This window comes from Kitasatospora sp. Xyl93, from assembly GCF_055383135.1.
This window is the reverse complement of sequence record NZ_AP029185.1, coordinates 3,313,531-3,336,224: the sequence shown is the minus strand read 5'-3', so window position 1 is coordinate 3,336,224 and position 22,694 is coordinate 3,313,531. Positions and strand designations below refer to the sequence as shown.

Below are 22,694 nucleotides of genomic sequence, written 5' to 3'. Positions count from 1 at the left end.
CGACGAGGTCAGATCCCCATCGGGTGCCAGACCGTCTTCGTCTCCAGGAACGAGAGTAGCCGGTCCGTACCGGGCGCATTGGTCCAGTCCTGGGCGAACGGGTCCAGCACCGGACGGACCACCCTCTTCAGGGTATCCGCGGCGGCCGCCTCCAGCGCCTGCGGCGCGCCGGGGCCGTCGGAGGCGATCGCCCCGGTGAGGTCCAGCGCGTTGACGTCCTGGTGCGAGGCCAGGGTGGGGGCGATGTCCGCGGTCCGGCCCGAGATGATGTTGACCACGCCGCCCGGGACGTCCGAGGTGGCCAGCACCTCGCCCAGCGACAGCGCGGGCAGCGGGGCGTCCGCGGCGGCCGCGACCACGACCGTGTTGCCGGTGGCGATCGCCGGGGCGATCACCGAGACCAGGCCGAGCAGCGAGTGCCCGTACCCGGCCTGCGGGGCGACGATCCCGACCACGCCGGTCGGCTCCGGGGTGGAGAGGTTGAAGAACGGCCCGGCGACCGGGTTGGCGCCGCCCGCGATCTGGGCGACCTTGTCGGTCCAGCCCGCGTACCAGACCCAGCGGTCGATCGCGGCGTCCACCAGCGCGGCGGCCTTCTTCGGGCCGACGCCCTCGGAGACGGACACCTCGGCGGCGAACTGCTCGCGGCGGCCCTGGAGCATCTCGGCCACCCGGTACAGCACCTGGCCGCGGTTGTACGCGGTGGTGCCGGCCCAGCCCTTGACCGCCTTGCGGGCGGCCAGGACGGCGTCGCGGGTGTCCTTGCGGGTGCCCAGCGGGGCGTTGGCGAGCCACTCGCCCTTCGAGTCGGTCACCTCGTACACCCGTCCGCTCTCGGAGCGCGGGAACTTCCCGCCGACGTACAGCTTGTAGGTCTTGAGGACGTCAAGACGCGTTGCGACATCAGACATCTCGGGCCTCGACATTCAGGTAGGGCTCCAGACCGTGGCGGCCACCCTCGCGGCCGTAGCCCGACTCCTTGTAGCCGCCGAACGGCGAGGTCGGGTCGAACTTGTTGAAGGTGTTGGCCCAGACCACGCCGGCCCTGAGCTGGTTCGCCATCCAGAGGATGCGCGAGCCCTTCTCCGTCCAGATGCCGGCGGAGAGGCCGTACGGGGTGTTGTTGGCCTTCTCGACCGCCTCGGCGGGGGTGCGGAAGGTCAGCACCGACAGGACCGGGCCGAAGATCTCCTCCTGGGCGATCCGGTGGGCCTGGCTCACGCCGGTGAACAGGGTCGGCTTGAACCAGAAGCCGGTGCCCGGGAGTTCGCACGCGGGCGACCAGCGCTCGGCGCCCTCGGCCTCGCCGGCGTCGGTCAGCGCGGTGATCCGGGCCAGCTGCTCGGCCGAGTTGATGGCGCCGATGTCGGTGTTCTTGTCCAGCGGGTCGCCGACCCGCAGGGTGGCCATCCGGCGCTTCAGGGCGTCCAGCAGCTCGTCCTGCACCGACTCCTGGACCAGCAGGCGCGAGCCCGCGCAGCAGACGTGGCCCTGGTTGAAGAAGATGCCGTTGACGATGCCCTCGACCGCCTGGTCGATCGGCGCGTCGTCGAAGACGATGTTCGCGGCCTTGCCGCCCAGCTCCAGCGAGAGCTTCTTGCGGGTGCCGGCCAGCTGCTTGGCGATGGCCCGGCCGACCGGGGTGGAGCCGGTGAAGGCGACCTTGTTGACGTCCGGGTGGGAGGTCAGCGCGGCGCCGGTGCGGCCGTCACCGGTGACGATGTTGACGACGCCCTTCGGCAGACCGGCCTGGCGGCAGATCTCGGCGAAGCGCAGCGCGGTCAGCGGGGTGGTCTCGGCCGGCTTCAGGACGACCGTGTTGCCGGTCGCCAGCGCGGGCGCGATCTTCCATGCCAGCATCAGCAGCGGGAAGTTCCACGGGATGACCTGGCCGGCCACGCCCAGCGGCTTCGGGTTCGGGCCGAAGCCGGCGAAGTCCAGCTTGTCCGCCCAGCCCGCGTAGTAGAAGAAGTGCGCGGCGACCAGCGGCAGGTCGACGTCGCGGGTCTCGCGGATCGGCTTGCCGTTGTCGATCGACTCCAGCACGGCCAGCTCGCGGCTGCGCTCCTGGATGATCCGGGCGATCCGGAACAGGTACTTGGCGCGCTCGCTGCCGGGCAGCGCCGACCAGTCGGCGAAGGCCTTGCGGGCGGCGGCGACCGCGCGGTCCACGTCCTGCTCGGTGCCCTGGGCGAACTCGGCGAGCACCTGCTCGGTGGCCGGGTTGACCGTCTTCAGGGCCTCGTTGCCGGAGGAGTCGACGAACTCGCCGCCGATGAAGTGGCCGTAGGAGGTGGCGATGTCACCCGCGGCGGCCGGGGACTCCGGGGCCGGGGCGTAGGCGAAGAGGCCGCCGGCGGGCTCGGCCACGGGCTCCTCGGTGTTCTTCTTCTTGGCCATGGTGATCAGTCCACCGTCACGTAGTCGGGGCCGGAGTAGCGGCCGGTGGCCAGCTTCTGGCGCTGCATCAGCAGGTCGTTGAGCAGGCTGGAGGCGCCGAAGCGGAACCAGTGCGGGGTCAGCCAGTCGTCGCCGAGGGTCTCGTTGACCATCACCAGGTACTTCATGGCGTCCTTGGTGGTGCGGATCCCGCCGGCGGGCTTGACGCCGACCTGGACGCCGGTGGCCGCGCGGAAGTCGCGGACCGCCTCCAGCATCAGCAGGGTGACCGGCGGGGTCGCGTTGACGGCGACCTTGCCGGTGGAGGTCTTGATGAAGTCGGCGCCGGCCAGCATCGCCAGCCAGGAGACCCGGCGGACGTTGTCGTAGGTCTGGAGCTCGCCGGTCTCGAAGATCACCTTGAGGTGGGCGGAGCTGCCGTCGGGGCGCTTGCACGCCTCCTTGACGGCGACGATCTCGTTGAAGACGTCGAGGTAGCGGCCGGAGAGGAAGGCGCCGCGGTCGATCACCATGTCGATCTCGTCGGCGCCCGCGGCCACCGCGTCGGCGGTGTCGGCGAGCTTGACCGGCAGGGCGGCGCGGCCGGCCGGGAAGGCGGTGGCGACCGAGGCGACCTGGATGCCGGTGCCCTTCAGGGCGTCCTTGGCGGTGGCGACCATGTCCGGGTAGACGCAGATGGCGGCGACGCGGGGGGTGGTCGGGTCGGTCGGGTCGGGGGTCCTGCCCTTGGCGCACAGCGCGCGCACCTTGCCGACCGTGTCCGCGCCCTCCAGCGTGGTCAGGTCGATCATCGAGATCGCCAGGTCGATGGCGTACGCCTTCGCCGTGGTCTTGATCGAGCGGGTACCGAGAGCGGCGGCGCGCGCCTCCAGGCCGACCTGGTCGACGCCGGGCAGGCCGTGCAGGAAGCGGCGGAGCGAGGCCTCGGACGCCGCAACGTCCTGAAGGCCGCTGCCCGCAACGCCGGGGGCATTGGCTGCAACAGTGGACATAGTCACCAGACCAGCATATCTACGCGCGTAGTCGACCGCTAGGCCGCCGACCCATCGTGGCCGGACCGAGACCTCCGCAGGTGGGGGGCATGGGGCAGAATCGACGCCATGACCGATTCCGACGGCAAGCCCGACCAGGGCCCCGCCGCCCCCGACGGGGAGCCCGAGTACGCCGACCGGGTGTACCGCTCTGTCCCCGGTGTGATCTCCGGAGTGCTGCTGCTGGTCGTCGCGGCCTGGCTGGTCGGCGACGCGGTGGCCAGTGGCACCGGGAAGACCCCGTACGTCTCGCTCGCGGCGGTGCCGGTGTTCGCCTTCCCGGTGATCGCGTACACGCTGCGCCCGGCCGTGCGGGCCGGCCGCGACCGGCTGGTGGTGCGCAACCCGTGGCGGACCGTCGTCGCGCCGTGGGCCTCGGTGGACGCGCTGCGCGCCGGGTACTCGGTCGAACTGCTCGCGGGCGGCAGGAAGTACCAGGTCTGGGCGGTGCCGGTGTCGCTGCGCCAGCGCAAGCGGGCCACCCGGGCGCAGAGCCCCAGCGCCGCCGAGCACGCCTCCCGGACCGGCCTGGGCATGGGACTGGCCAAGCGCACCAACCCGGTCGTCCAGGGCTCGCCCGACCCCACCCGCGCCTGGTCCGACCAGGTCACCGCCGTCCTCCAGGAGATGGCCGAACGCAACGCCGCCCGCCCCGCCGCGGCCGGCCCGGTGCGGGTCCGCTGGTGCTGGTGGGTCATCGCGCCCACCCTGCTCGGCCTGATCGCCCTGGTCACCGTCATCGCGGTCTGACACCGCACCCGCGCGCAGGGGCCCGCCGGTCGCGACCGGCGGGCCCCTTCGCGCGTTCCGTGGCGTCAGGCGGTGATGCCGGCGGCCAGGGCGAGGTCCTGCTTGACGGTGGCGAGGAGGGCGGCGGCGCGCTCGCGGGCGGGGCCGAGGTCGGCCGCGGAGGCGACCGGGAGGACGACCTCCAGGTAGCACTTGAGCTTGGGCTCGGTGCCGGAGGGGCGCACCACGATGCGGGCGGAGCGGACGCCCTCGCCGGCCAGGTAGTAGCGCAGGCCGTCGGTGGGCGGCAGGTCGGCGGAGCCGGCCGACAGGTCGTCGGCGCGGGTCACCTGGAGGCCGGCCAGGACGGTCGGCGGCCGCTCGCGCAGACGGCGCATGGCGTCGGCGATCAGCGTGAGGTCCTGGACCCGGACGGAGAGCTGGTCGGTGGCGTGCAGCCCGTGCTCCAGCGCCAGGTCGTCCAGCAGGTCGGACAGGGTGCGGCCGGACTTCTTGAGGGTGGCGGCGAGCTCGGCGACCAGCAGGGCGGCGGTGATGCCGTCCTTGTCGCGGACGCCCTGCGGGTCGACGCAGTAGCCGAGCGCCTCCTCGTAGCCGTAGCGCAGGCCCTCGGCGCGGGAGATCCACTTGAAGCCGGTCAGCGTCTCGGCGTAGCCCAGGCCCGCCGCCTCGGCGATCCGGCCGAGCAGGGTGGCGGAGACGATGGTGGTGGCGAAGGTGCCCTCGGCCTTCTTCGCGACCAGGGCCGAGCCGAGCAGCGCGCCGACCTCGTCGCCGCGCAGCATCCGCCAGCCGGCGCCGCCGCCGCTGCCGGCCGCGTTGCCGTTGGCGGGGACGGCCACCGCGCAGCGGTCGGCGTCCGGGTCGTTGGCGATCACGATGTCCGGCCCGACGGAGGCGGCGGTGCGGAAGGCGAGGTCCATCGCCCCCGGCTCCTCCGGGTTGGGGAAGGCCACGGTCGGGAAGTCCGGGTCGGGCTCGGCCTGCTCGGCGACCACGGTGGGCGCGGGGAAGCCGGCCCGGCGGAACGCGGCGACCAGGGTGTCGCGGCCGACGCCGTGCATCGGGGTGTAGACCACCTCCAGGTCGCGCGGGCCGTGCTCGTCGACGATGGAGACGGCCCGGGCCAGGTACGCCTCGACGACGTCCTCGCCGAGCACCTCCCAGCCCTCCTCGACGCGCGGGACCTCGTCCAGCGAGCCGATCGCGTCGATCTCGGCGGCGATCCCGGCGTCGGCCGGCGGGACGATCTGCGAGCCGTCGCCCAGGTAGACCTTGTAGCCGTTGTCCTGCGGCGGGTTGTGGCTGGCGGTGACGGTGACGCCGGCGGCCGCGCCCAGGTGGCGGACGGCGAAGGCGAGCACCGGGGTCGGCAGCGGGCGCGGCAGCAGCGCGGCGCGCAGGCCGGCGCCGACCACCACGGCGGCGGTGTCGCGGGCGAAGTCGTACGACTTGTGGCGGGCGTCGTAGCCGATGACGACCAGGTCGCCCAGGCCCTGCTGCCGGACGTACGAGACCAGGCCGGCCGCGGCCCGGATCACCACGGCGCGGTTCATCCGCATCGGGCCGGCGCCGAGTTCGCCGCGCAGGCCGGCGGTGCCGAACTGGAGGCGGTCGGAGAAGCGCTCGGCGAGCTCCGCCCAGGCGAGCTTGCTGTCGGTCTCGGCCTCCGGGCCCTCGGCCCGGGCCAGCAGGGCGGCGAGCTCCTCGCGGGTCCGCGGGTCGGGGTCCTCGGCCAGCCAGGTCCGGGCCCGGGCGAGGAGGTCGGTGGTGGGTGCCTGCGTCATGCCAGCTCCATCGGGAAGTGCGTCGGTGTGTCGGCCGGAGGTTCCGCCGTGGGTCGGGAGGGTTCCGCTGTGACCGGAGGGTTCCGCACAGAAGGGGGTCGCGCACGCGGACGGGGCCCACGGGATGGTGTGATCAGCGGATCACACCGCCCGTGGGCCCCGTCAGTCATGATTCTGCGCCCCGCGGGGGTCAGATCCGCTCAAGGACCTTCGCCAGCAGCTCGCCCATGCGCTCGGCGGAGGCCTTGCCGGCCTCCAGCACCTCTTCGTGGTTGAGCGGCTCGCCGGTCATGCCGGCGGCCAGGTTGGTGACCAGGGAGATGCCGAGCACCTCGGAGCCGGCCTCGCGGGCGGCGATGGCCTCCAGGGTGGTGGACATGCCGACCAGCTCGCCGCCGATCACCCGGGCCATGTTGACCTCGGCCGGGGTCTCGTAGTGCGGGCCGCGGAACTGGACGTAGACGGCCTCGTCCAGGGTCGGGTCGACCTCGTGGCACAGGGCGCGCAGGCGCTTGGAGTACAGGTCGGTGAGGTCGACGAAGTTGGCGCCGACGATCGGGGAGTCCCCGGTCAGGTTGATGTGGTCGCTGATCAGCACCGGCTGGCCCGGGGTCCAGCCCTGGCGCAGGCCGCCGCAGCCGTTGGTCAGCACGACGATGCCGCAGCCGGCCGCGGCGGCGGTGCGCACGCCGTGGACGACGGTGGCCACGCCGTGGCCCTCGTAGTAGTGGTTGCGGCCGAGGAAGATCAGGGCGCGCTTGTCGCCGATCTTCACCGAACGGATCTTGCCGGCGTGGCCGGCGACGGCGGGGGCGGGGAAGCCCGGGAGGTCGGTGACCGGGAACTCGGCCACGGTCTCGCCCAGGGCGTCGGCGGCCGGCACCCAGCCGGAGCCCATCACCAGGGCGACGTCGTGCCGCTCGGCACCGGTCAGCTCGCGCAGGCGCTCGGCGGCGGCCTGGGCGGCGGCGTAGGGGTCGGCGGAGACGACCGACTGAGGAGAAGCGTTCACGGGTCAGAGGATAGACGGGTTTCGGCTACGCGCGTAGAAATTCGGTCCCGGCGTGCCGGATCGTTACCCGGATGACCCGAAGGCACAGCTCGGCGGCGTTCTCCGGGCACCCGGCTCGTCGGTTCCCACACCCGGCGGGAAGCGTCGGACACGCCTCAGCAGGGGCGGCGGCGCAGGTCCATCACGTAGTCGTGCGGGGCGCCGGCGCTCTCCGCGGCGTCGGCGACCAGCCCGAGGTAGCGGGCCGCGGGCAGGCCGCCCTCGTAGTCGTTCAGCACGTACGTCCAGACCGGGATGTCGCCGTCCAGGGTCTGCGCGCGCAGCTTGATCTTGCGGTAGATGCCGAGCTGGACGCCCTCCCAGCGGTCCAGGCCCTCCTCGTCCATCGGCGCGACGTCGTACAGCGAGACGAAGACCTGGTCCTTCTCGTCCTCGACCACGGTCGCCAGCGAGCCCTCCCAACCGAGCTGCTCGCCACCGAAGGTGAGCCGCCAGCCGGCTAGCCACCCCGTGCCGCGCAGCGGGGAGTGCGGGGCTCGGCGGGTCATCTGCCGAGCATCGAGGTTGGTGGCATACGCGGCGTAAAGGGGCATGGGGGCCAGCGTAGCCCGGGCGGCGGGCGGGCCGCGGCGACTGGACGAAGGTACCGAGCCCGGACCCCGCCGTGGCGGCGCTCCCGGCGTGCGGGACAATGGGGAGCGTGACTCGGATCGTGATCATCGGTGGCGGACCCGGCGGCTACGAGGCGGCCCTGGTCGCCGCACAGCTCGGCGCGGAGGTGACCGTCGTCGACCGCGACGGTCTGGGCGGATCGGCGGTGCTCACGGACTGCGTTCCGTCGAAGACCCTGATCGCGACCGCGGAGGTGATGACCACCTTCGACAGCTCGTACGAGGAACTGGGCATCCTGGTCGCGGACGACACCCCGCCGATCGAGCAGGCGGCCCGGGTGATCGGCGTGGACCTGGGGAAGGTCAACCGCCGGGTGAAGCGCCTGGCCATCGCGCAGTCCCACGACATCACCCAGTCCGTCACCCGGGCCGGCGTCACCGTGCTGCGCGGCCGCGGCCGGCTCGGCACCGGCGGGCAGGCCGTGGACGGCTCCCGCGAGGTCCTGGTGGACGCGCCCGACGGCACCGTGCAGTCGCTGCGCGCCGACGCCGTGCTGATCGCCACCGGCGCCCACCCGCGCGAGCTGCCGGACGCCCAGCCGGACGGCGAGCGGATCCTCACCTGGACCCAGGTGTACGACCTGGAGGAGCTGCCCCGCGAGCTGATCGTGGTCGGCTCCGGCGTGACCGGCGCCGAGTTCGCCGGCGCGTACCAGGCGCTCGGCTCCAAGGTCACCCTGGTGTCCAGCCGCGACCGGGTGCTGCCCGGCGAGGACCCGGACGCCGCCGAGGTGCTGGAGGACGTCTTCCGCCGCCGCGGCATGAACGTGATGGGCCGCTCGCGCGCCGAGAGCGTCAAGCGGATCGGCGACCGGGTCGAGGTCATGCTGGCCGACGGCCGGGTGATCGAGGGCAGCCACTGCCTGATGGCGGTCGGCTCGATCCCCAACACGTCCGAGATGGGCCTGGAGGAGGCCGGGGTCAAGCTCAACGACTGGGGCCAGATCCAGGTCGACCGGGTCTCCCGCACCACCGCCCCCGGCGTCTACGCGGCGGGCGACTGCACCGGCGTCTTCATGCTCGCCTCGGTGGCGGCCATGCAGGGCCGGATCGCGATGTACCACGCGCTCGGTGACGCGGTGCAGCCGCTGAACCTCAAGACCGTGGCCTCCAACGTCTTCACCGACCCGGAGATCGCCACCGTCGGCTACACGGCGGCCGACGTGGAGTGCGGCAAGATGGACGCCGTCGTGGTCAAGCTCCCGCTGCGCGGCAACCCGCGGGCGAAGATGCAGGGCATCCGGGACGGCTTCGTGAAGCTGTTCTGCCGCCCGGGCACCGGCATCGTGGTGGGCGGCGTGGTCGTCGCCCCGCGGGCCAGCGAGCTGATCCACCCGATCTCGCTCGCGGTGGACGCCAATCTGACGGTCGAACAGGTGGCCAGCGCCTTCACCGTCTACCCGTCCGTCTCCGGCTCGACCGCCGAGGCCGCCCGGCAGCTGCACATCCGCAAGCGGGCCGACGGCGAATCCTGAGCGTCCGGCGCACAGTTGAGGGCGGCTGCCGATCGGCGGCCGCCCTTCGCGCGGGCATGCCCGTCACCCGGACGGCGGGCGCAGTCCCGGGCCGTCGACGGCGCGTATTGTACGGTCACGCGCCGCTCGTGCGTGAGCAATTCCCGCTACTAGCTGCAAACGCCTGAAAGCAGACGGTCACGCAGGTTACCGTCGGTTCTGTGTTTGCAGCAGAACGTCGCCAGTTGATCCTCGAAATGGTGCGCGCCAACGGAGCCGTCTCGCTCCGGGAGTTGGCCCGCGTCGTCCAGACCTCCGAAGTGACCGTGCGTCGTGACGTGCGGGCGCTGGAGGCAGAAGGGCTCCTCGACCGCCGGCACGGCGGCGCGGTGCTCCCCGGCGGCTTCAGCCGCGAACCCGGATACCCGCAGAAGACCCACCTCTCCGCGGCGGAGAAGAGCGCCATCGCGGACCTCGCCGCCGGCCTGGTGGAGGAGGGCGACGCGGTGGTGGTCGGCGCCGGCACCACCACCCAGGAGCTGGCCCGCCGACTGGCCCGGGTGCCCGGGCTGACGGTGGTCACCAACTCGCTGCTGGTCGCCCAGGCCCTGGCGCACGCCAACCGGGTCGAGGTGGTGATGACCGGCGGCACCCTGCGCGGCTCCAACTACGCGTTGGTGGGCAGCGGCGCGGAGCAGTCGCTGCAGGGGCTGAGGGTCAACAAGGCCTTCATCTCCGGCAGCGGGCTGACGGCCGAGCGTGGGCTGTCGACGGCGAACATGCTGTCCGCGAGCGTGGACCGGGCCATGGTGCTGGCGGCCGCCGAGGTGATCGTCCTCGCCGACCACACCAAGCTCGGCGCGGCCGGCATGTTCCAGACCGTCGCCACCGAGACCATCACCCGGCTGGTCACCGACGAGCAGGCCACCGCGGACGACGGCACCGCCCGCGAGCTGGACGCGCTCGCCGACTGCGGGGTGCAGGTCGACCTGGCCCCGCTGGGCGCGGGCCCGAGCGGTGACGCCCCGGTGCACGGCACCGGCAGCGGCCCGGTGCACCAGACCCAGCCCGGCCCGATGGCCCGCCGCGGCGGCCCGCCCCCCGGCGGCGCCCCGCTGCCCGGCCAGCGCCGCCCCGGCGCGCACGGCGGGCCGGTCGGCCCGGGCGGCATGCCGGCCCGGCTGGCCGAGCTGGGCCTGCCGCGCGGGCGCTGAGCCCGTACCGGCCTCGGAAACGGGACCGGTCCGCACACCCCGGAGGGCGTACGGACCGGTCCGAGGACGGGGACGGTGTCAGTCCTTGATCTCGCAGAGCGCCGCGCCGCTGCTGACGCTCGCGCCCACCTCGGCCTTGAGGCCGGAGACGGTGCCCGCCTTGTGGGCGTTCAGCGGCTGCTCCATCTTCATCGCCTCCAGGACCACGATCAGCTCGCCCTCGGCGACGACCTGGCCCTCCTCCACGGCGACCTTGACGATGGTGCCCTGCATCGGCGAGGCCAGGGTGTCACCGCTGACGGCCGAGCCGGCCTTCTTGGCGCCCACCCGGCGCTTGGCCTTGGCGGCACCCGCCGCACCGGCCGCCGGGGCCGCCGCGACGCCCAGCGAGGACGGCAGCGAGACCTCGATCCGCTTGCCGCCGACCTCGACCACCACGGTCTCCCGGGTCTCGGCCTCCTCGCCGTCACCGGCCGTGCCGGCGAACGGCGGGATGGTGTTGTCGAACTCGGTCTCGATCCACCGGGTGAAGACCGTGAACGGTCCCTCGCCGCCGTGCACCTCGGGCGCGAACGCCGGGTCGGTGACGACCGCCCGGTGGAACGGGATGGCGGTGGCCATGCCCTCCACCTTGAACTCGGCCAGGGCGCGGCGGGCCCGCTCCAGGGCCTGCTTGCGGTCGCGGCCGGAGACGACCAGCTTGGCCAGCAGCGAGTCCCAGGCCGGGCCGATGACCGAGCCGCTCTCCACGCCGGAGTCCAGGCGCACGCCCGGGCCGGACGGCGGGGCGAACAGCGTCACGGTGCCGGGCGCGGGCAGGAAGTTGCGGCCCGGGTCCTCGCCGTTGATGCGGAACTCGAAGGAGTGGCCGCGCACCTCGGGGTCGCCGTAGCCGAGCTCCTCGCCGTCGGCGATCCGGAACATCTCGCGGACCAGGTCGAGGCCGGTGACCTCCTCGGTGACCGGGTGCTCCACCTGGAGGCGGGTGTTGACCTCCAGGAAGGAGATCGTGCCGTCCAGCGCGACCAGGAACTCACAGGTCCCGGCGCCCTCGTAGCCGGCCTCCTTCAGGATGGCCTTGGACGCCCGGTACAGCTCGGCGTTCTGCTCCTCGGTCAGGAACGGCGCGGGCGCCTCCTCGACGAGCTTCTGGTGGCGGCGCTGGAGCGAGCAGTCACGGGTGGAGACGACCACCACGTTGCCGTGCTTGTCGGCCAGGCACTGGGTCTCCACGTGCCGCGGGTTGTCCAGGTAGCGCTCGACGAAGCACTCGCCGCGGCCGAAGGCGGCGACGGCCTCGCGCACCGCGGAGTCGTACAGCTCCGGGATCTCCTCCAGGGTGCGGGCGACCTTGAGGCCGCGGCCGCCGCCGCCGAAGGCCGCCTTGATGGCGACCGGGAGGCCGTGCTCCCGGGCGAACGTGACGACCTCGTCGGCACCCGAGACCGGGTCCGGGGTGCCGGCCACCAGCGGGGCACCGGCCCGCTGGGCGACGTGCCGGGCGGTGACCTTGTCACCGAGGTCGCGGATGGCCTGCGGCGGCGGGCCGATCCAGATCAGACCCGCGTCGAGGACGGCCTGGGCGAAGTCGGCGTTCTCCGACAGGAACCCGTAACCGGGGTGGACGGCGTCCGCGCCGGAGTCGGCGGCCGCCTTCAGGACCTTGGCGATGTCCAGGTAGCTGGTAGCGGGGGTGTCACCGCCCAGCGCGTAAGCCTCGTCGGCCGCGCGGACGTGCAGCGCATCCCGGTCCGGCTCGGCGTAGACGGCGACGCTGGCGATACCGGCGTCCGAGCAGGCCCGGGCGACGCGGACGGCGATTTCCCCGCGGTTGGCGATGAGCACCTTGCGCACTGTGGCTCCCTTCTTGAACCTCGATGAGTTTATGGATTCCCGGGCAGTACCGGCGAGTAGCCCCGGGTTGTGAACTATCCCACACGCTCGGTGATGGCTCTCCCGGGCCCCTGGACGGGCTCCCGCACGACACCGCAGGTCGGCGCGGGTCCGCCCGGACCGGCGGGGGCCACAGCGGGTGACCGGCCGGCGGCGTGGCGGGAGGTGGCATCGGCCACAGTCTCGCGCGGACCGCTCAAGCGGCGCCTGAGCGGGCCTCGGGCCGCCGCAGCGCCTCGGCCGTCACGTCGGCCGCCACCTCGACCATGTCCGGCCCGTACGCCTCCGGGTTGACCGCCCGCAGGACGAGCGCGAAGGTGCCGTCCTGGCCGTACTTCCGGGCGAGCTCGCGGTGCCGGGCGACCAGGAAGCGCACCCCGGCCTGGTTGGCGATGCCGGTCTGGCCCGCGACCAGGAACACCGGGCGGCCGCCGTCCGGGGTGGCGATCCGGGCGAGCAGGGCGTGCGTCCGGTCGGGACCGGCGGCGAAGTCGCGCTCGCCCACCACGATCACGTTGCTGCCCGGCCCCGGGCCCGAGGTGACCAGCACGCCCGGCAGGCCCCAGGCGAGGTGGGCGGCCGTCCGCTCGTTGCTGACCGGCCCGCCCAGGCACAGCTCGGTCTTGGCGCCCAGGCCGCGGTGCGCGGCGTCGTGGGCGACCAGCTCGGGCCGCGCCCCGCACTCCTCGACCAGTCCGGCCAGCCACATCAGCGCGTAGGCGTCGCGCCGGGTCACGGTGTGGGCGTGCGAGCCCGTCCCGATGCTGCGCGGCACCACGACCAGGCACTCGCTGCCGTTCGGCAGTCCGAGGAAGGACCGCACCCGCTCGACCCTGCGGCGGCGCCGCAGCGCCTGCGCCAGCCAGCCGAGGCAGGCGCTGATCGCGCTGGCCACCAGGCCCAGCACCACGTTGAGCACGCTGTCGGTCATCTGCCGCGTCCCCTCCCCGTCCGGACGCCGGTCAGCTTAGGGGCACCACCGCCGGGTGCGGCAGGTCAGTCGGTCCACAGATCGGTGATGCGCAGGTCCAGGTCGGCGAGCAGCCGGCGCAGCAGCGGCAGGGAGAGGCCGATGACGTTGCCCGGGTCGCCGTCGATGCCGTCGACGAACGGCGCCGAGCGGCCGTCCAGGGTGAACGCCCCGGCCACGTGCAGCGGTTCGCCGGAGGCCACGTACGCGGCGATCTCCGCGTCGTCCGGGGTGCCGAAGCGGACGGTGGTGGAGGCGGTGGCCGAGGACTGCCGGCCGGTCGCGGTGTCGATCACGCAGTGGCCGGTGCGCAGCACGCCGGCCCGTCCGCGCATCGACCGCCAGCGGGCCAGCGCCTCGGCGGCGTCGGCGGGCTTGCCGAGGGCCCGGCCGTCCAGTTCCAGGACGGAGTCGCACCCGATCACCAGCTCGCCGTCGGAGAGTCCGGCGGCGACGGCCTTCGCCTTGGCCTCGGCCAGGACGAGGGCGAGCTCGGCGGGGGTGGCGGCGGTGATCGCGTCCTCGTCGACGCCGCTGACCACCACGCGGGGGTCGAGCCCCGCCTGGCGCAGCAGCCCGAGGCGGGCGGGGGAGGCGGAGGCGAGGACGAGGGGGCGCTGGTCGGTCATGCCCACCAGCGTAGGGGGTGCCCGTGTCCGCCGTTCGGGTGAACGGCTCAGGTGAAGGAGCGGGAGAGCATCATCAGCACGGCGCCGACCAGCACCAGGGCGGCGAGCACCTTGCCGGCCCGCTGCATCCGCTCCTGCATCCGACGGGCCTCGGGCGAGGGCTCGTCACGGGGGTCTGACCAGAGCACCCGTCCAGAGTGCGCCGGGCGGGGCTGCGGGCGCCTGAGTATCCGTACTCAGGTTTCGGGCGGAGCCCCTCGGCGGGGCGGGCGGGGGAGCCGGGTGGAGCGGGTCGCCGGCGCGGCCGGACTCCCGCTCCACCCGGGGGACTTCAGTGCGCCCAGCCCGAGGTCCGCCAGGCGTTCACGCCCGGGTGGACGGCCGGGCGGAGCAGGCGGGAGCGGTCGTTCCAGGGGGAGGCCGGGCCGGCACCGGCCGGCCGCGCCGTCTCGGCGGCGGCCTGCGCGGCGGCGGCCCGGGCCTGGACCACCGCCAGGACGGTGGCCAGCTCCTCGGGGGTCGGCTGCCCGTGCAGCACGTGGATCGGGGACATGGCTGGTTCTCTCCCGACAGGGACGGGGCCTACAGGGGGATGTTGCCGTGCTTCTTGGGCGGCAGCACCTCGCGCTTGCCGCGCAGCGCCCGCAGGCCGCGGACGATGTGCCGGCGCGTCTCGCTCGGCGCGATCACCGCGTCCACGTAGCCGCGCTCGGCGGCCAGGTACGGGTTCAGCAGGGTGTCCTCGTACGAGGCGATCAGCTCGGCCCGCTTCTCCTCGGCGGTGCCGGCCGCCTCGGCCTCGGCGATCTCCCGGCGGTGCAGGATGTTGACCGCGCCCTGCGCGCCCATCACCGCGATCTGCGCGGTCGGCCAGGCCAGGTTGAGGTCGGCGCCCAGGTGCTTGGAGCCCATGACGTCGTACGCGCCGCCGAAGGCCTTGCGGGTGATTACGGTGATCAGCGGGACGGTGGCCTCGGCGTAGGCGTAGATCAGCTTGGCGCCGCGCCGGATGATGCCGTCCCACTCCTGCTCGGTGCCGGGCAGGAAGCCGGGCACGTCCACGAAGGTCAGCACCGGGACGTTGAAGGAGTCGCAGGTGCGGATGAAGCGGGCGGCCTTCTCGCTGGCGTTGATGTCCAGGCAGCCGGCCAGGTCCATCGGCTGGCTGCCGACGATGCCGACGGACTGGCCCTCGACCCGGCCGAAGCCGGTGATGATGTTGCCCGCGTACAGCGGCTGGGTCTCCAGGAACTCGCCGTCGTCGACGATGTGCTCGATCACCTTGCGCATGTCGTACGGCTGGTTCGCCGAGTCCGGCACGATGGTGTCGAGTTCGAGGTCCTCCTCGGTGACCGTGAGGTCGGCCTGCTCGGGGTAGGACGGCGGGTCGGACAGGTTGTTGGAGGGCAGGTACGAGAGCAGGCTCTTGACGTACTCGATCGCCTCCTTCTCGTCCGCGGCCAGGTAGTGCGCGTTGCCCGACTTGGTGTTGTGGGTGCGCGCGCCGCCCAGCTCCTCCATCGCGACGTCCTCGCCGGTGACGGTCTTGATCACGTCCGGGCCGGTGATGAACATGTGCGAGGTCTGGTCGGCCATCACCACGAAGTCGGTGATCGCGGGGGAGTACACCGCGCCGCCCGCGCAGGGGCCCATGATCAGCGAGATCTGCGGGATGACGCCGGAGGCGTGCACGTTGCGGCGGAAGATCTCGCCGTACAGGCCGAGCGAGACCACGCCCTCCTGGATCCGGGCGCCGCCGGAGTCGTTGATGCCGATGACCGGGCAGCCGGTCTTCAGCGCGAAGTCCATCACCTTGACGATCTTCTCGCCGAAGACCTCGCCGAGCGAGCCGCCGAAGACGGTGAAGTCCTGGGCGAAGACGGCGACCTGGCGGCCGTCCACGGTGCCGTAGCCGGTCACCACGCCGTCGCCGTACGGGCGGTTCCTCTCCTGGCCGAAGTTGGTCGAGCGGTGCCGGGCGAACTCGTCGAACTCCACGAAGGAGTCCTCGTCCAGCAGTTCCACGACCCGTTCGCGGGCGGTCAGCTTGCCCTTGGCGTGCTGCTTCTCCACGGCCTTCGCGGAGCCGGAGTGCACCGCCTCGTCCAGCCTGCGCCGCAGGTCGGCGAGCTTGCCCGCGGTGGTGTGGGGGTCGTACGGCGCCTCGGTCATCCGGTGGCTCTCCCTGATCCATGGCCGCGACCTGTTCGAGTGCGCGCGGAACCGGGGGGTGGGCCCGCGCATGAGGGCAGGGCGGCGCTACGAACTACCGCTGGGTAGCGTAGCCAGCGCGGAGGGCGATGCGTCATGTCCTGGCGTTATGGCCATCGACACAGTTTTGCCGAGGGGCGTTCTGCGGGACGATGGGGCGGCCTGGCTCCCCGGGCCGATCTAGGGTTTCCCCCATGACCGAACCACGGACCCCCCGCCGCAGCGGACTGCGCGGCTTCGGCCACGCCGGACCGTCGCCCTGGACCGACCTGGACCGTCCGCCGCTGGACGAGGAGGCGCTGCGCCACGACCTGCTCGTCCCGGGCGGGCTGTGGACCTCCCTGGACGTCGTCGCGGAGACCGGCTCCACCAACAGCGACCTCGCCGCCCGGGCCGCGGCGGGCGCCGGGCAGGGCGCGGTGCTGGTGGCCGAGGCGCAGAGCGCCGCCCGCGGCCGGATGGACCGGCAGTGGACCGCCCCGCCGCGCTCCGGGCTGTTCCTGTCGGTGCTGCTGCGCCCCGAGGAGGTGCCGGTCGAGCGGTACGGCTGGCTGCCGATCCTGGTCGGGGTGGCCGCGGCCAGTACGCTGGGCCGGGTCGCCGGGGTCGAGGTCGGGCTGAAGTGGCCCAACGACCTCCAGGTGGAGGTCGACGGCGCGGAGCGCAAGCTCGGCGGCATCCTCACCGAGCTGGCCGGCGGTGCGGTGGTGGTCGGCATGGGCCTCAACGTGTCGCTGCGGGCGCAGGAGCTGCCCGTCCCGACCGCGGCCTCGCTCGCGCTGGCCGGCGCCTCGACCACCGACCGGGGCACCCTGCTGCGTGCCCTGCTGCGCGAGTTCGCCGAGCTGTACCGGGACTGGACGGCCGCCGCGGGCGACCCGCACGCCAGCGACCTGATGCGCGCCTACGTGGACCGCTGCACCACGCTGGGCCGCCAGGTGAAGGTGCACCTGCCGGGCGACCGCGAGCTGGTCGGCGAGGCGGTGGCGGTGGACGGCGACGGGCGGCTGGTGGTCCGCACGCCCGACGGCGTGCGCCGGGCGGTCGGTGCGGGGGACGTCGTCCACGTGCGCCCCGAGCCCCGCTGAACGGCAGTCTTCACCTCCCCTTGACCCGGGCTGATGCCCCGGATCCGACGATTCCGTGCGAATATTCCACCTGGCAGCGGTGTGAGGCGCGCCACTGCCCGCCCGGGTGGCGGGCGGCGCGCCCGGACAGGTGGGACACGAGGCGAGTGCGGCGATCGCACGGGGACGGACCGGTGGCAGAGGACGGCGGCAGCGGCGCGACGGCGGGCGGCAACGACCCCACGGTGGCGCTCGAACTGGAACGCCTGATCCTGGACGCGCCGCGCCGCTACACCCCGTACCAGGCCGCGCGCGCCGCCGACGTCCCGATGGAGCTGGCCACCCGCTTCTGGCGCGCCATGGGCTTCCCCGACATCGGCCAGTCCCGGGCGCTCACCGACGGCGACGTGATCGCGCTGCGGCGGCTGGCCGGCCTGGTCGAGTCCGGGCTGCTCAGCGAGTCGATGGCGATCCAGGTGGCCCGCTCCACCGGCCAGACCACGGCCCGGCTGGCCGGCTGGCAGATGGACACCTTCCTGGAGAACCTCACCCAGTCCGTCGAGCCCGGGCTGACCCGCGCCGACGTCGCGTACCCGCTGGTCGAGCTGCTGTTGCCGGAGCTGGAGCAGTTCCTGGTGTACGTCTGGCGGCGCCAGCTGGCGGCCGTCACCGGCCGGGTGGTGCAGGCCGCCGAGGACCACGAGATCACCAGCGGGCGGCTCGCCGTCGGCTTCGCCGACCTGGTCGGCTTCACCCGGCTGTCCCGGCGGCTGGAGGAGGAGGAGCTCGGCGAGCTGGTCGAGACCTTCGAGAACACCTGTTCGGACCTGATCGCCGGCCAGGGTGGCCGGGTGATCAAGACGCTCGGTGACGAGATCCTCTACGTCTCCGAGGATCCGACGACCGCCGCCGAGATCGCGCTGAGCCTGATCGAGGCGCTGGCCGGGGACGACACCATCCCGCCGCTGCGGGTCGGGATGGCCTTCGGCACGGTCACCTCGCGGATGGGCGACGTCTTCGGCACCACCGTCAACCTGGCCAGCCGGCTCACCTCCATCGCGCCCAAGGACGCGGTGCTGATCGACGGCGAGTTCGCGGCCGCGCTGGAGCAGAACGGCAGCGTCGCCCCGGTCGACTCGGAGGGGCCGGGCCTGGCCGAGGCGCTGTCGGCCGCGGCCGGGATGCCCGCCTCCGGGCTGCCGATGCCGGGCCCGGACGCGGGGGCGCGGTTCCACCTGCAGCCGATGTGGCGGCGGCCGGTGCGGGGGCTCGGGCTGGTCGAGCCGTGGCTGCTCACCCGGCGGCTGACGGCCGACTAGCGCCGTGGCCGAACGGCCGAGTGGCGGCCGACCCGCGGGGAAGACGCCCGGTGGAGGAACCACAGGCGGTGCGGGGGCTCCGCGGGGTGTTCGCGGGAGCGCTACCCCGCGGTGCGCGGGCCTTCGCGGGTGCCGAACGGTTGAAACCCGTACGTTCTGTCGCGGGTTCGCCCGGGCAAACGGGGCATAACCGATCGAAACCGCCCTAGTCTTGGTGCAAGCGGCTGATCGGGTGCGGTGCGGCCGGTCGACGGGGGTCCGGCAGGACCGAGCACAGGGAGCGAGGCGAGCCGGTGAGCAGCGAGGCGATCATGACGGACCGCGACTGCGACTGCGGTGGCTCGCGGCGTCCCGACCCGCTGCCCGACCTGAGACTGCAGTCCGTGGTCGAGCTGGCCCAGGACATGGCCGCCGCGCTCACCCCGCTGGAGGCGGTCCGCGCCGCCGCCGCCCGGGCCACCGAGGCGCTCGGCGCCGCCATGGCCGCCGTCTCGGTCTGGGACCGCGAGTCCGGTCGGCTGCGGGTGCTGGTCAACCACGGCGACCTCGCCCCGGGCGAGGAGGAGCTGCCCGAGGACGAGTCGTACCCGGTCGCCGACTTCCCCGAGATCGTCACATACCTGGAGGAGCGCTGGAGCACCGGGCGGCTGCCGCGGGCCTGGCTGCAGAGCGCCGAGAGCAGTGAGTCGCACGCCGGGCACGCCCACCCGACCGCCGGCGCGTACTGCCAGGAGCGCGCCGCCGCGCTGCGCCGGCGCGGGCGGGCCTGCTGCGTGGTGGCGCCGATCGTGCTGCACGGCCAGGCCTGGGGCGAGCTGTACCTCGCCCGTTCGGCCGGGATGCCGGAGTTCACCGAGGCCGACGCCGACTACGCGACGCTGCTCGCCGCCCAGGTCTCGGCCGGCCTGGCGCAGACCGAGCGCCTCGCCGACCTGCGCAAGCTGGCCTTCTCCGACCCGCTCACCGGCCTGGCCAACCGGCGCGCCGTGGACGCCCGGCTGGAGAGCGCGCTGGAGGCGCACAACCGGGACAACACCGTGGTCTCGCTGGTGGTCTGCGACGTCAACGGGCTGAAGCGGGTCAACGACCAGCTCGGCCACGAGATGGGCGACCGGCTGCTGGAGCGGTTCGCCCACCAGCTCTCGCTGGCCGCCGCCAAGCTCCCCGGCAGCCTCGCCGCCCGGCTCGGCGGCGACGAGTTCTGTCTGCTGGTGGAGGGGCAGAAGGCCGACGAGGTGGTCGCCGTCGCCGAGGAGCTGTGCGCCCGGGCCCTCGCGCTCTCCGAGGGCGAGGGCGTGGCCTGCGGCGTCGCCTCCACCGGCGACTCGATCGGGCCGGTCACCACCCCCGACCGGCTGTTCCGGCTCGCCGACGCGGCCCAGTACCGGGCCAAGGCGGCCCGGGCCGCCCACCCGGTGGTCGCCGGGCGCAGCCACGGCCCCGGCTTCTCGCCCGACCCCACCGTGCTGCTCGCCGACGCCGCCGACCCGCACCACCGGGCGGACGGTCGGCGCGGGCCGAGCGGCCGGGCCGGGGCGGGCGACCGGCGGCGGTTCCGCGGCGCCGCCCACAGCGCCGACCCGGGGCAGCTGCTCACCGCGGTGCTCGCCTCCCTCGACCAGGCCGCCACCACCCGGGCCGTCCACCCGGCGGACACCCTGGGCAAGCTGGTCGTGGTCGCCGAGGCCTCCGCCCGGCTGCTGGACGCGGTCGGCTGGTGGGTCTCGTACGTCCCGCCCGGCTCCCACCTGATGCGCACCGCCCAGCACGCCGTCTACCGGATGACCAGCGGGCCCAGCAGCGCCCGCGCCGAGACCCAGCGGGCCCAGATCGAGGCCCCCGACGCGGTCTTCGACCTCCGGCACTACCCGATGACCCGCCGTGCGGTGCGCGGCGGCGCCTTCGCCCTGCGGGCGGGCGCGGCCGGGAACGACCCGGCGGAGGAGGCGATGCTCGTGGTCTCCGGCTACCGGGGCATGGTCGCGGCGGGCGGCCAGAACCCGGCCGGCGGCTGGCTGGTGGAGCTCTTCGCCGACGACGCCACCCTGCCGCTGGGGCAGGCGGCCTGCGCGATGCGCGCCCTGGTCTCGGTCGCCCTGGCGGGGCCGGCCTCGCCGCCGGTGGTCTGAGCGTTCGCCGCGGCCGGCCGCCCCGGCCGACCGCCCGGCTTCACGGCCGCCCGCGCCGGGTGGGGATGCGGCGACCGGCGTGTCCCTCGCAGGTCGCGGCACGGGTCCCACGGCGGCCTCGGCTGGCCGTCCGCGTGGGTCGCCGTCGGCCTGCTGGTCCGCGTGCCGGCCGCGGTGCCGGCCGCGGTCCGGGTCAGGCGCCGGAACCGCCGGTGGCGGCAGGCGGGTTGAGGGCCCGGAGGGCGGCGTCGACCAGCCGGTCGGCGTGCTCGTGGGTGAGCGGGCCGAGCCGGTACTGCCAGCGGTACTGGAGCGGGCCGTAGAAGAGTTCGATCGCGAGGTCGAGGTCGGTGTCGGGGGCGATCTGGCCGGCCTCGCGGGCGCTGCGCAGGCGGTCACGGGTGACCTCCAGCAGCGGGTCCAGCAGGCGGGTGCGGTACTCGGTGTACAGCGCGGGGTCGTTGATGATCTCGGCGATGATCGCGCGGTAGGTGCGGTCGGCGCCCGGGTCGGCGAACTCGTCGCTGGTGGGGCGCAGCACCGCGCGGAGGTCGGCGGCGAGGTCGCCGGTGTCCGGGAGGGCGAGGCTGCCCTCGTGCTCGTTGGCGGCGAGGAAGGCGTCGAAGACGACCGCCCCCTTGGAGGGCCACCACCGGTAGATGGTCTGCTTGCCGACGCCGGCCCGGGCGGCGATCGCCTCGACGGTGACCTTGGCGTAGCCGACTTCGGCGACGAGTTCGATGGCGGCGCCGAGGACGGCGGCGCGTGCGCGTTCGCTGCGGCGGGCGGGGTCCGGAGCGGTTCTGGATGTCATGGGAAAAAAGTCTATGCGAAACGGCGAGACGAGACGTATTGTCTTCTCAAGACGCAGCGAGACGGACCGTCTCGTCTCATCCGCTACCCCGGAGGTGCCCATGACCCGCTCCGCCCACATCCTGATGGTCTCCATTCCTGCCCACGGCCACGTCAACCCCAGCCTCGCCGTGATCACCGAGCTGGTCGCCCGGGGCCACCGGGTCAGCTACGTCAACGACGCCTCCTTCCGGGAGACCGTCGAGTCCACCGGCGCCGCCTTCGTCCCGTACCCGACGACGCTGCCGCTCGGCGACGACCCGAACAGCTGGACGGACGACCCGGTGGGGCTCCAGGAGCTGTTCCTGGAGGACGCGCTCGCGATGTGGCCCGTCCTGCTGGCGGCCTTCGCCGACGACCGGCCCGACCTGGTGCTCACCGACATCGCGGGCTTCGCCGGCCGGGCGCTGGGCGAGCGGCTGGGGGTGCCGGTGGTGCAGCTGTCGCCCACCTACGTGGGCTGGGAGGGCTTCGAGGAGGACTTGGCGGAGGTCTTCGAGGCGATCCGCAACGGGAAGGGCGGCGCCGAGTACTACCGCCGGTTCGCTGACTGGCTGGCCGAGGCCGGCGCGACCGAGCGGGACGTGGACGCCTTCAAGGCCCGCCCGCAGCGGGCGATCGCGCTCATCCCGCGCGCCCTGCAGCCCAATGCCGACCGGGTCGACGAGCAGCGGATCACCTTCGTCGGGCCCTGCTTCGGCGACCGCGGCCACCAGGGCGAGTGGCGGCGGCCGGAGGGCGCCGAGAAGGTGCTGCTGGTCTCGCTGGGCTCGGCCTACACCAACCAGCCCGCTTTCTACCGGGCCTGCGTGCAGGCCTTCGGCGACCTGCCGGGCTGGCACACCGTGCTGCAGGTCGGCAAGCACACCGACCTCGCCGACCTCGGCGAGGTGCCGGACACCGTCGAGGTGCACCGGTGGGTGCCGCAGCTGTCGGTGCTCGCCCAGGCGGACGCCTTCGTCACCCACGCGGGCATGGGCGGCTCCAGCGAGGGGCTGTTCCACGCCGTGCCGATGATCGCGGTGCCGCAGGGTGTCGACCAGTTCGCCAACGCGGACGCCCTGGTGGCGCACGGCGTCGCCCGTCGGCTGGACACCGACCAGGCCACCCCGGAGGCGCTGCGCGCGGCGCTGCTGGAGCTGGTCGGCGACCCCGCGGTGGCCGAGCGGCTGCGGGAGCTGTCCGCCGCCGGCCGGGCCGAGGGCGGCACGGCCAGGGCGGCCGACCTGATCGAGGCGGAGCTCGCGAAGTAGCGGGGGGATCGGCCGGGGGGCCACCGTGTGCGGCGCCGATCCGGAGGACGGA

The 22,694-nt window shown here is 73.8% G+C and carries 19 protein-coding genes and 1 pseudogene; 7 read left to right on the top strand and 13 right to left on the bottom strand.

Annotated elements, in window-relative coordinates; all coding sequences use genetic code 11:
• Window positions 1–8: 8 nt before the first annotated feature.
• The 3 genes from ACZ5GH_RS14740 to deoC are packed head-to-tail and all read right to left on the bottom strand — an operon-like array spanning window position 9 to window position 3,392.
• Window positions 9–911, bottom strand: coding sequence for an aldehyde dehydrogenase family protein (locus tag ACZ5GH_RS14740; protein WP_387756521.1), 903 nt, complete (start codon window positions 909–911; stop codon window positions 9–11).
• Window positions 904–2,400 carry an aldehyde dehydrogenase family protein gene (locus ACZ5GH_RS14735; RefSeq protein WP_387756523.1) on the bottom strand — a complete coding sequence of 499 codons (1,497 nt, stop codon included), beginning with the start codon at window positions 2,398–2,400 and terminating at the stop codon, window positions 904–906. Before ACZ5GH_RS14735 ends, ACZ5GH_RS14740 begins: the two co-directional genes overlap by 8 nt.
• Window positions 2,401–2,405: 5 nt before the next feature.
• The gene (gene deoC / locus ACZ5GH_RS14730; protein WP_464334462.1) at window positions 2,406–3,392 is read right to left on the bottom strand and encodes a deoxyribose-phosphate aldolase; all 987 of its coding nucleotides are present in this window, start codon (window positions 3,390–3,392) and stop codon (window positions 2,406–2,408) included.
• A gap of 108 nt (window positions 3,393–3,500) precedes the next feature.
• On the opposite strand from deoC, the gene ACZ5GH_RS14725 reads away from it, so the two are divergent.
• Window positions 3,501–4,181 carry a PH domain-containing protein gene (locus ACZ5GH_RS14725; protein WP_387756527.1) on the top strand — a complete coding sequence of 227 codons (681 nt, stop codon included), beginning with the start codon at window positions 3,501–3,503 and terminating at the stop codon, window positions 4,179–4,181.
• Window positions 4,182–4,246: 65 nt separating this feature from the next.
• On the opposite strand, the gene ACZ5GH_RS14720 is transcribed toward ACZ5GH_RS14725, so the two are convergent.
• The 3 genes from ACZ5GH_RS14720 to ACZ5GH_RS14710 all read right to left on the bottom strand — a co-directional run bounded on the left by ACZ5GH_RS14720 (window position 4,247) and on the right by ACZ5GH_RS14710 (window position 7,573).
• Window positions 4,247–5,968 (bottom strand): phospho-sugar mutase, encoded by a 1,722-nt coding sequence (locus ACZ5GH_RS14720; RefSeq protein ID WP_464334461.1) that lies wholly within the window; start codon window positions 5,966–5,968, stop codon window positions 4,247–4,249.
• A 190-nt stretch (window positions 5,969–6,158) separates the two neighbouring features.
• Window positions 6,159–6,980, bottom strand: coding sequence for a purine-nucleoside phosphorylase (locus ACZ5GH_RS14715; RefSeq protein ID WP_387756531.1), 822 nt, complete (start codon window positions 6,978–6,980; stop codon window positions 6,159–6,161).
• A gap of 155 nt (window positions 6,981–7,135) precedes the next feature.
• Window positions 7,136–7,573, bottom strand: coding sequence for a gamma-glutamylcyclotransferase (locus ACZ5GH_RS14710; protein WP_049660023.1), 438 nt, complete (start codon window positions 7,571–7,573; stop codon window positions 7,136–7,138).
• A gap of 98 nt (window positions 7,574–7,671) precedes the next feature.
• Between ACZ5GH_RS14710 and ACZ5GH_RS14705 the strand changes: the two genes are divergently transcribed.
• Both ACZ5GH_RS14705 and ACZ5GH_RS14700 read left to right on the top strand, forming a co-directional pair.
• Complete coding sequence (locus ACZ5GH_RS14705) at window positions 7,672–9,126, top strand: NAD(P)H-quinone dehydrogenase (RefSeq protein WP_387756534.1); 1,455 nt, start codon at window positions 7,672–7,674, stop codon at window positions 9,124–9,126.
• A gap of 236 nt (window positions 9,127–9,362) precedes the next feature.
• Window positions 9,363–10,319: a DeoR/GlpR family DNA-binding transcription regulator gene (locus tag ACZ5GH_RS14700; protein ID WP_387756612.1), complete on the top strand. Its 957-nt coding sequence runs from the start codon at window positions 9,363–9,365 to the stop codon at window positions 10,317–10,319.
• A 78-nt stretch (window positions 10,320–10,397) separates the two neighbouring features.
• On the opposite strand, the gene ACZ5GH_RS14695 is transcribed toward ACZ5GH_RS14700, so the two are convergent.
• The 6 genes from ACZ5GH_RS14695 to ACZ5GH_RS14670 all read right to left on the bottom strand — a co-directional run bounded on the left by ACZ5GH_RS14695 (window position 10,398) and on the right by ACZ5GH_RS14670 (window position 15,983).
• Window positions 10,398–12,173 (bottom strand): acetyl/propionyl/methylcrotonyl-CoA carboxylase subunit alpha, encoded by a 1,776-nt coding sequence (locus tag ACZ5GH_RS14695; protein WP_464334460.1) that lies wholly within the window; start codon window positions 12,171–12,173, stop codon window positions 10,398–10,400.
• A gap of 235 nt (window positions 12,174–12,408) precedes the next feature.
• Window positions 12,409–13,143, bottom strand: a complete 735-nt coding sequence (locus ACZ5GH_RS14690) for a hypothetical protein (RefSeq protein ID WP_387756538.1) — start codon at window positions 13,141–13,143, stop codon at window positions 12,409–12,411.
• A gap of 65 nt (window positions 13,144–13,208) precedes the next feature.
• Window positions 13,209–13,811 carry a nucleoside triphosphate pyrophosphatase gene (locus tag ACZ5GH_RS14685; protein WP_387756540.1) on the bottom strand — a complete coding sequence of 201 codons (603 nt, stop codon included), beginning with the start codon at window positions 13,809–13,811 and terminating at the stop codon, window positions 13,209–13,211.
• Window positions 13,812–13,858: 47 nt separating this feature from the next.
• Complete coding sequence (gene mmpB, locus ACZ5GH_RS14680; protein WP_387756542.1) at window positions 13,859–13,999, bottom strand: morphogenic membrane protein MmpB; 141 nt, start codon at window positions 13,997–13,999, stop codon at window positions 13,859–13,861.
• Between the two features lie 143 nt (window positions 14,000–14,142).
• On the bottom strand, window positions 14,143–14,364 hold the full coding sequence (locus ACZ5GH_RS14675) for an acyl-CoA carboxylase subunit epsilon (RefSeq protein ID WP_387756544.1): 222 nt from the start codon (window positions 14,362–14,364) through the stop codon (window positions 14,143–14,145).
• Between the two features lie 29 nt (window positions 14,365–14,393).
• Window positions 14,394–15,983 carry an acyl-CoA carboxylase subunit beta gene (locus ACZ5GH_RS14670; RefSeq protein WP_387756546.1) on the bottom strand — a complete coding sequence of 530 codons (1,590 nt, stop codon included), beginning with the start codon at window positions 15,981–15,983 and terminating at the stop codon, window positions 14,394–14,396.
• 233 nt (window positions 15,984–16,216) lie between these two features.
• Between ACZ5GH_RS14670 and ACZ5GH_RS14665 the strand changes: the two genes are divergently transcribed.
• The 3 genes and pseudogenes from ACZ5GH_RS14665 to ACZ5GH_RS14655 form a co-directional block, all read left to right on the top strand.
• Window positions 16,217–17,110: a biotin--[acetyl-CoA-carboxylase] ligase gene (locus ACZ5GH_RS14665; protein ID WP_387756548.1), complete on the top strand. Its 894-nt coding sequence runs from the start codon at window positions 16,217–16,219 to the stop codon at window positions 17,108–17,110.
• A gap of 146 nt (window positions 17,111–17,256) precedes the next feature.
• Entirely contained in the window at window positions 17,257–18,408 is a 1,152-nt protein-coding gene (locus ACZ5GH_RS14660) for an adenylate/guanylate cyclase domain-containing protein (protein ID WP_464334459.1), read from the top strand.
• A gap of 404 nt (window positions 18,409–18,812) precedes the next feature.
• Window positions 18,813–19,946, top strand: a pseudogene (locus ACZ5GH_RS14655) (GGDEF domain-containing protein); the annotation flags it as partial.
• Window positions 19,947–20,730: 784 nt separating this feature from the next.
• Here the strand turns inward: ACZ5GH_RS14655 and ACZ5GH_RS14650 are convergent.
• Window positions 20,731–21,351 carry a TetR/AcrR family transcriptional regulator gene (locus tag ACZ5GH_RS14650; RefSeq protein ID WP_387756552.1) on the bottom strand — a complete coding sequence of 207 codons (621 nt, stop codon included), beginning with the start codon at window positions 21,349–21,351 and terminating at the stop codon, window positions 20,731–20,733.
• Between ACZ5GH_RS14650 and ACZ5GH_RS14645 the strand changes: the two genes are divergently transcribed.
• On the top strand, window positions 21,350–22,642 hold the full coding sequence (locus tag ACZ5GH_RS14645; protein ID WP_387756554.1) for a macrolide family glycosyltransferase: 1,293 nt from the start codon (window positions 21,350–21,352) through the stop codon (window positions 22,640–22,642). The two genes, ACZ5GH_RS14650 and ACZ5GH_RS14645, sit on opposite strands and share 2 nt — an antisense overlap.
• Window positions 22,643–22,694 lie beyond the last annotated feature (52 nt).

Excerpts from the sequence above, each read along its gene's own strand:
- ACZ5GH_RS14705 (WP_387756534.1), top strand. The coding sequence starts at position 7,672 with ATGGGGAGCGTGACTCGGATCGTGATCATCGGTGGCGGACCCGGCGGC.
- ACZ5GH_RS14670 (WP_387756546.1), bottom strand. The coding sequence starts at position 15,983 with ATGACCGAGGCGCCGTACGACCCCCACACCACCGCGGGCAAGCTCGCC.
- ACZ5GH_RS14665 (WP_387756548.1), top strand. The coding sequence starts at position 16,217 with ATGACCGAACCACGGACCCCCCGCCGCAGCGGACTGCGCGGCTTCGGC.
- ACZ5GH_RS14685 (WP_387756540.1), bottom strand. The coding sequence starts at position 13,811 with ATGACCGACCAGCGCCCCCTCGTCCTCGCCTCCGCCTCCCCCGCCCGC.
- ACZ5GH_RS14690 (WP_387756538.1), bottom strand. The coding sequence starts at position 13,143 with ATGACCGACAGCGTGCTCAACGTGGTGCTGGGCCTGGTGGCCAGCGCG.
- deoC (WP_464334462.1), bottom strand. The coding sequence starts at position 3,392 with ATGTCCACTGTTGCAGCCAATGCCCCCGGCGTTGCGGGCAGCGGCCTT.
- ACZ5GH_RS14740 (WP_387756521.1), bottom strand. The coding sequence starts at position 911 with ATGTCTGATGTCGCAACGCGTCTTGACGTCCTCAAGACCTACAAGCTG.
- ACZ5GH_RS14650 (WP_387756552.1), bottom strand. The coding sequence starts at position 21,351 with ATGACATCCAGAACCGCTCCGGACCCCGCCCGCCGCAGCGAACGCGCA.
- ACZ5GH_RS14735 (WP_387756523.1), bottom strand. The coding sequence starts at position 2,400 with ATGGCCAAGAAGAAGAACACCGAGGAGCCCGTGGCCGAGCCCGCCGGC.
- ACZ5GH_RS14725 (WP_387756527.1), top strand. The coding sequence starts at position 3,501 with ATGACCGATTCCGACGGCAAGCCCGACCAGGGCCCCGCCGCCCCCGAC.
- ACZ5GH_RS14720 (WP_464334461.1), bottom strand. The coding sequence starts at position 5,968 with ATGACGCAGGCACCCACCACCGACCTCCTCGCCCGGGCCCGGACCTGG.
- ACZ5GH_RS14700 (WP_387756612.1), top strand. The coding sequence starts at position 9,363 with ATGGTGCGCGCCAACGGAGCCGTCTCGCTCCGGGAGTTGGCCCGCGTC.
- ACZ5GH_RS14675 (WP_387756544.1), bottom strand. The coding sequence starts at position 14,364 with ATGTCCCCGATCCACGTGCTGCACGGGCAGCCGACCCCCGAGGAGCTG.
- ACZ5GH_RS14710 (WP_049660023.1), bottom strand. The coding sequence starts at position 7,573 with ATGCCCCTTTACGCCGCGTATGCCACCAACCTCGATGCTCGGCAGATG.
- ACZ5GH_RS14645 (WP_387756554.1), top strand. The coding sequence starts at position 21,350 with ATGGGAAAAAAGTCTATGCGAAACGGCGAGACGAGACGTATTGTCTTC.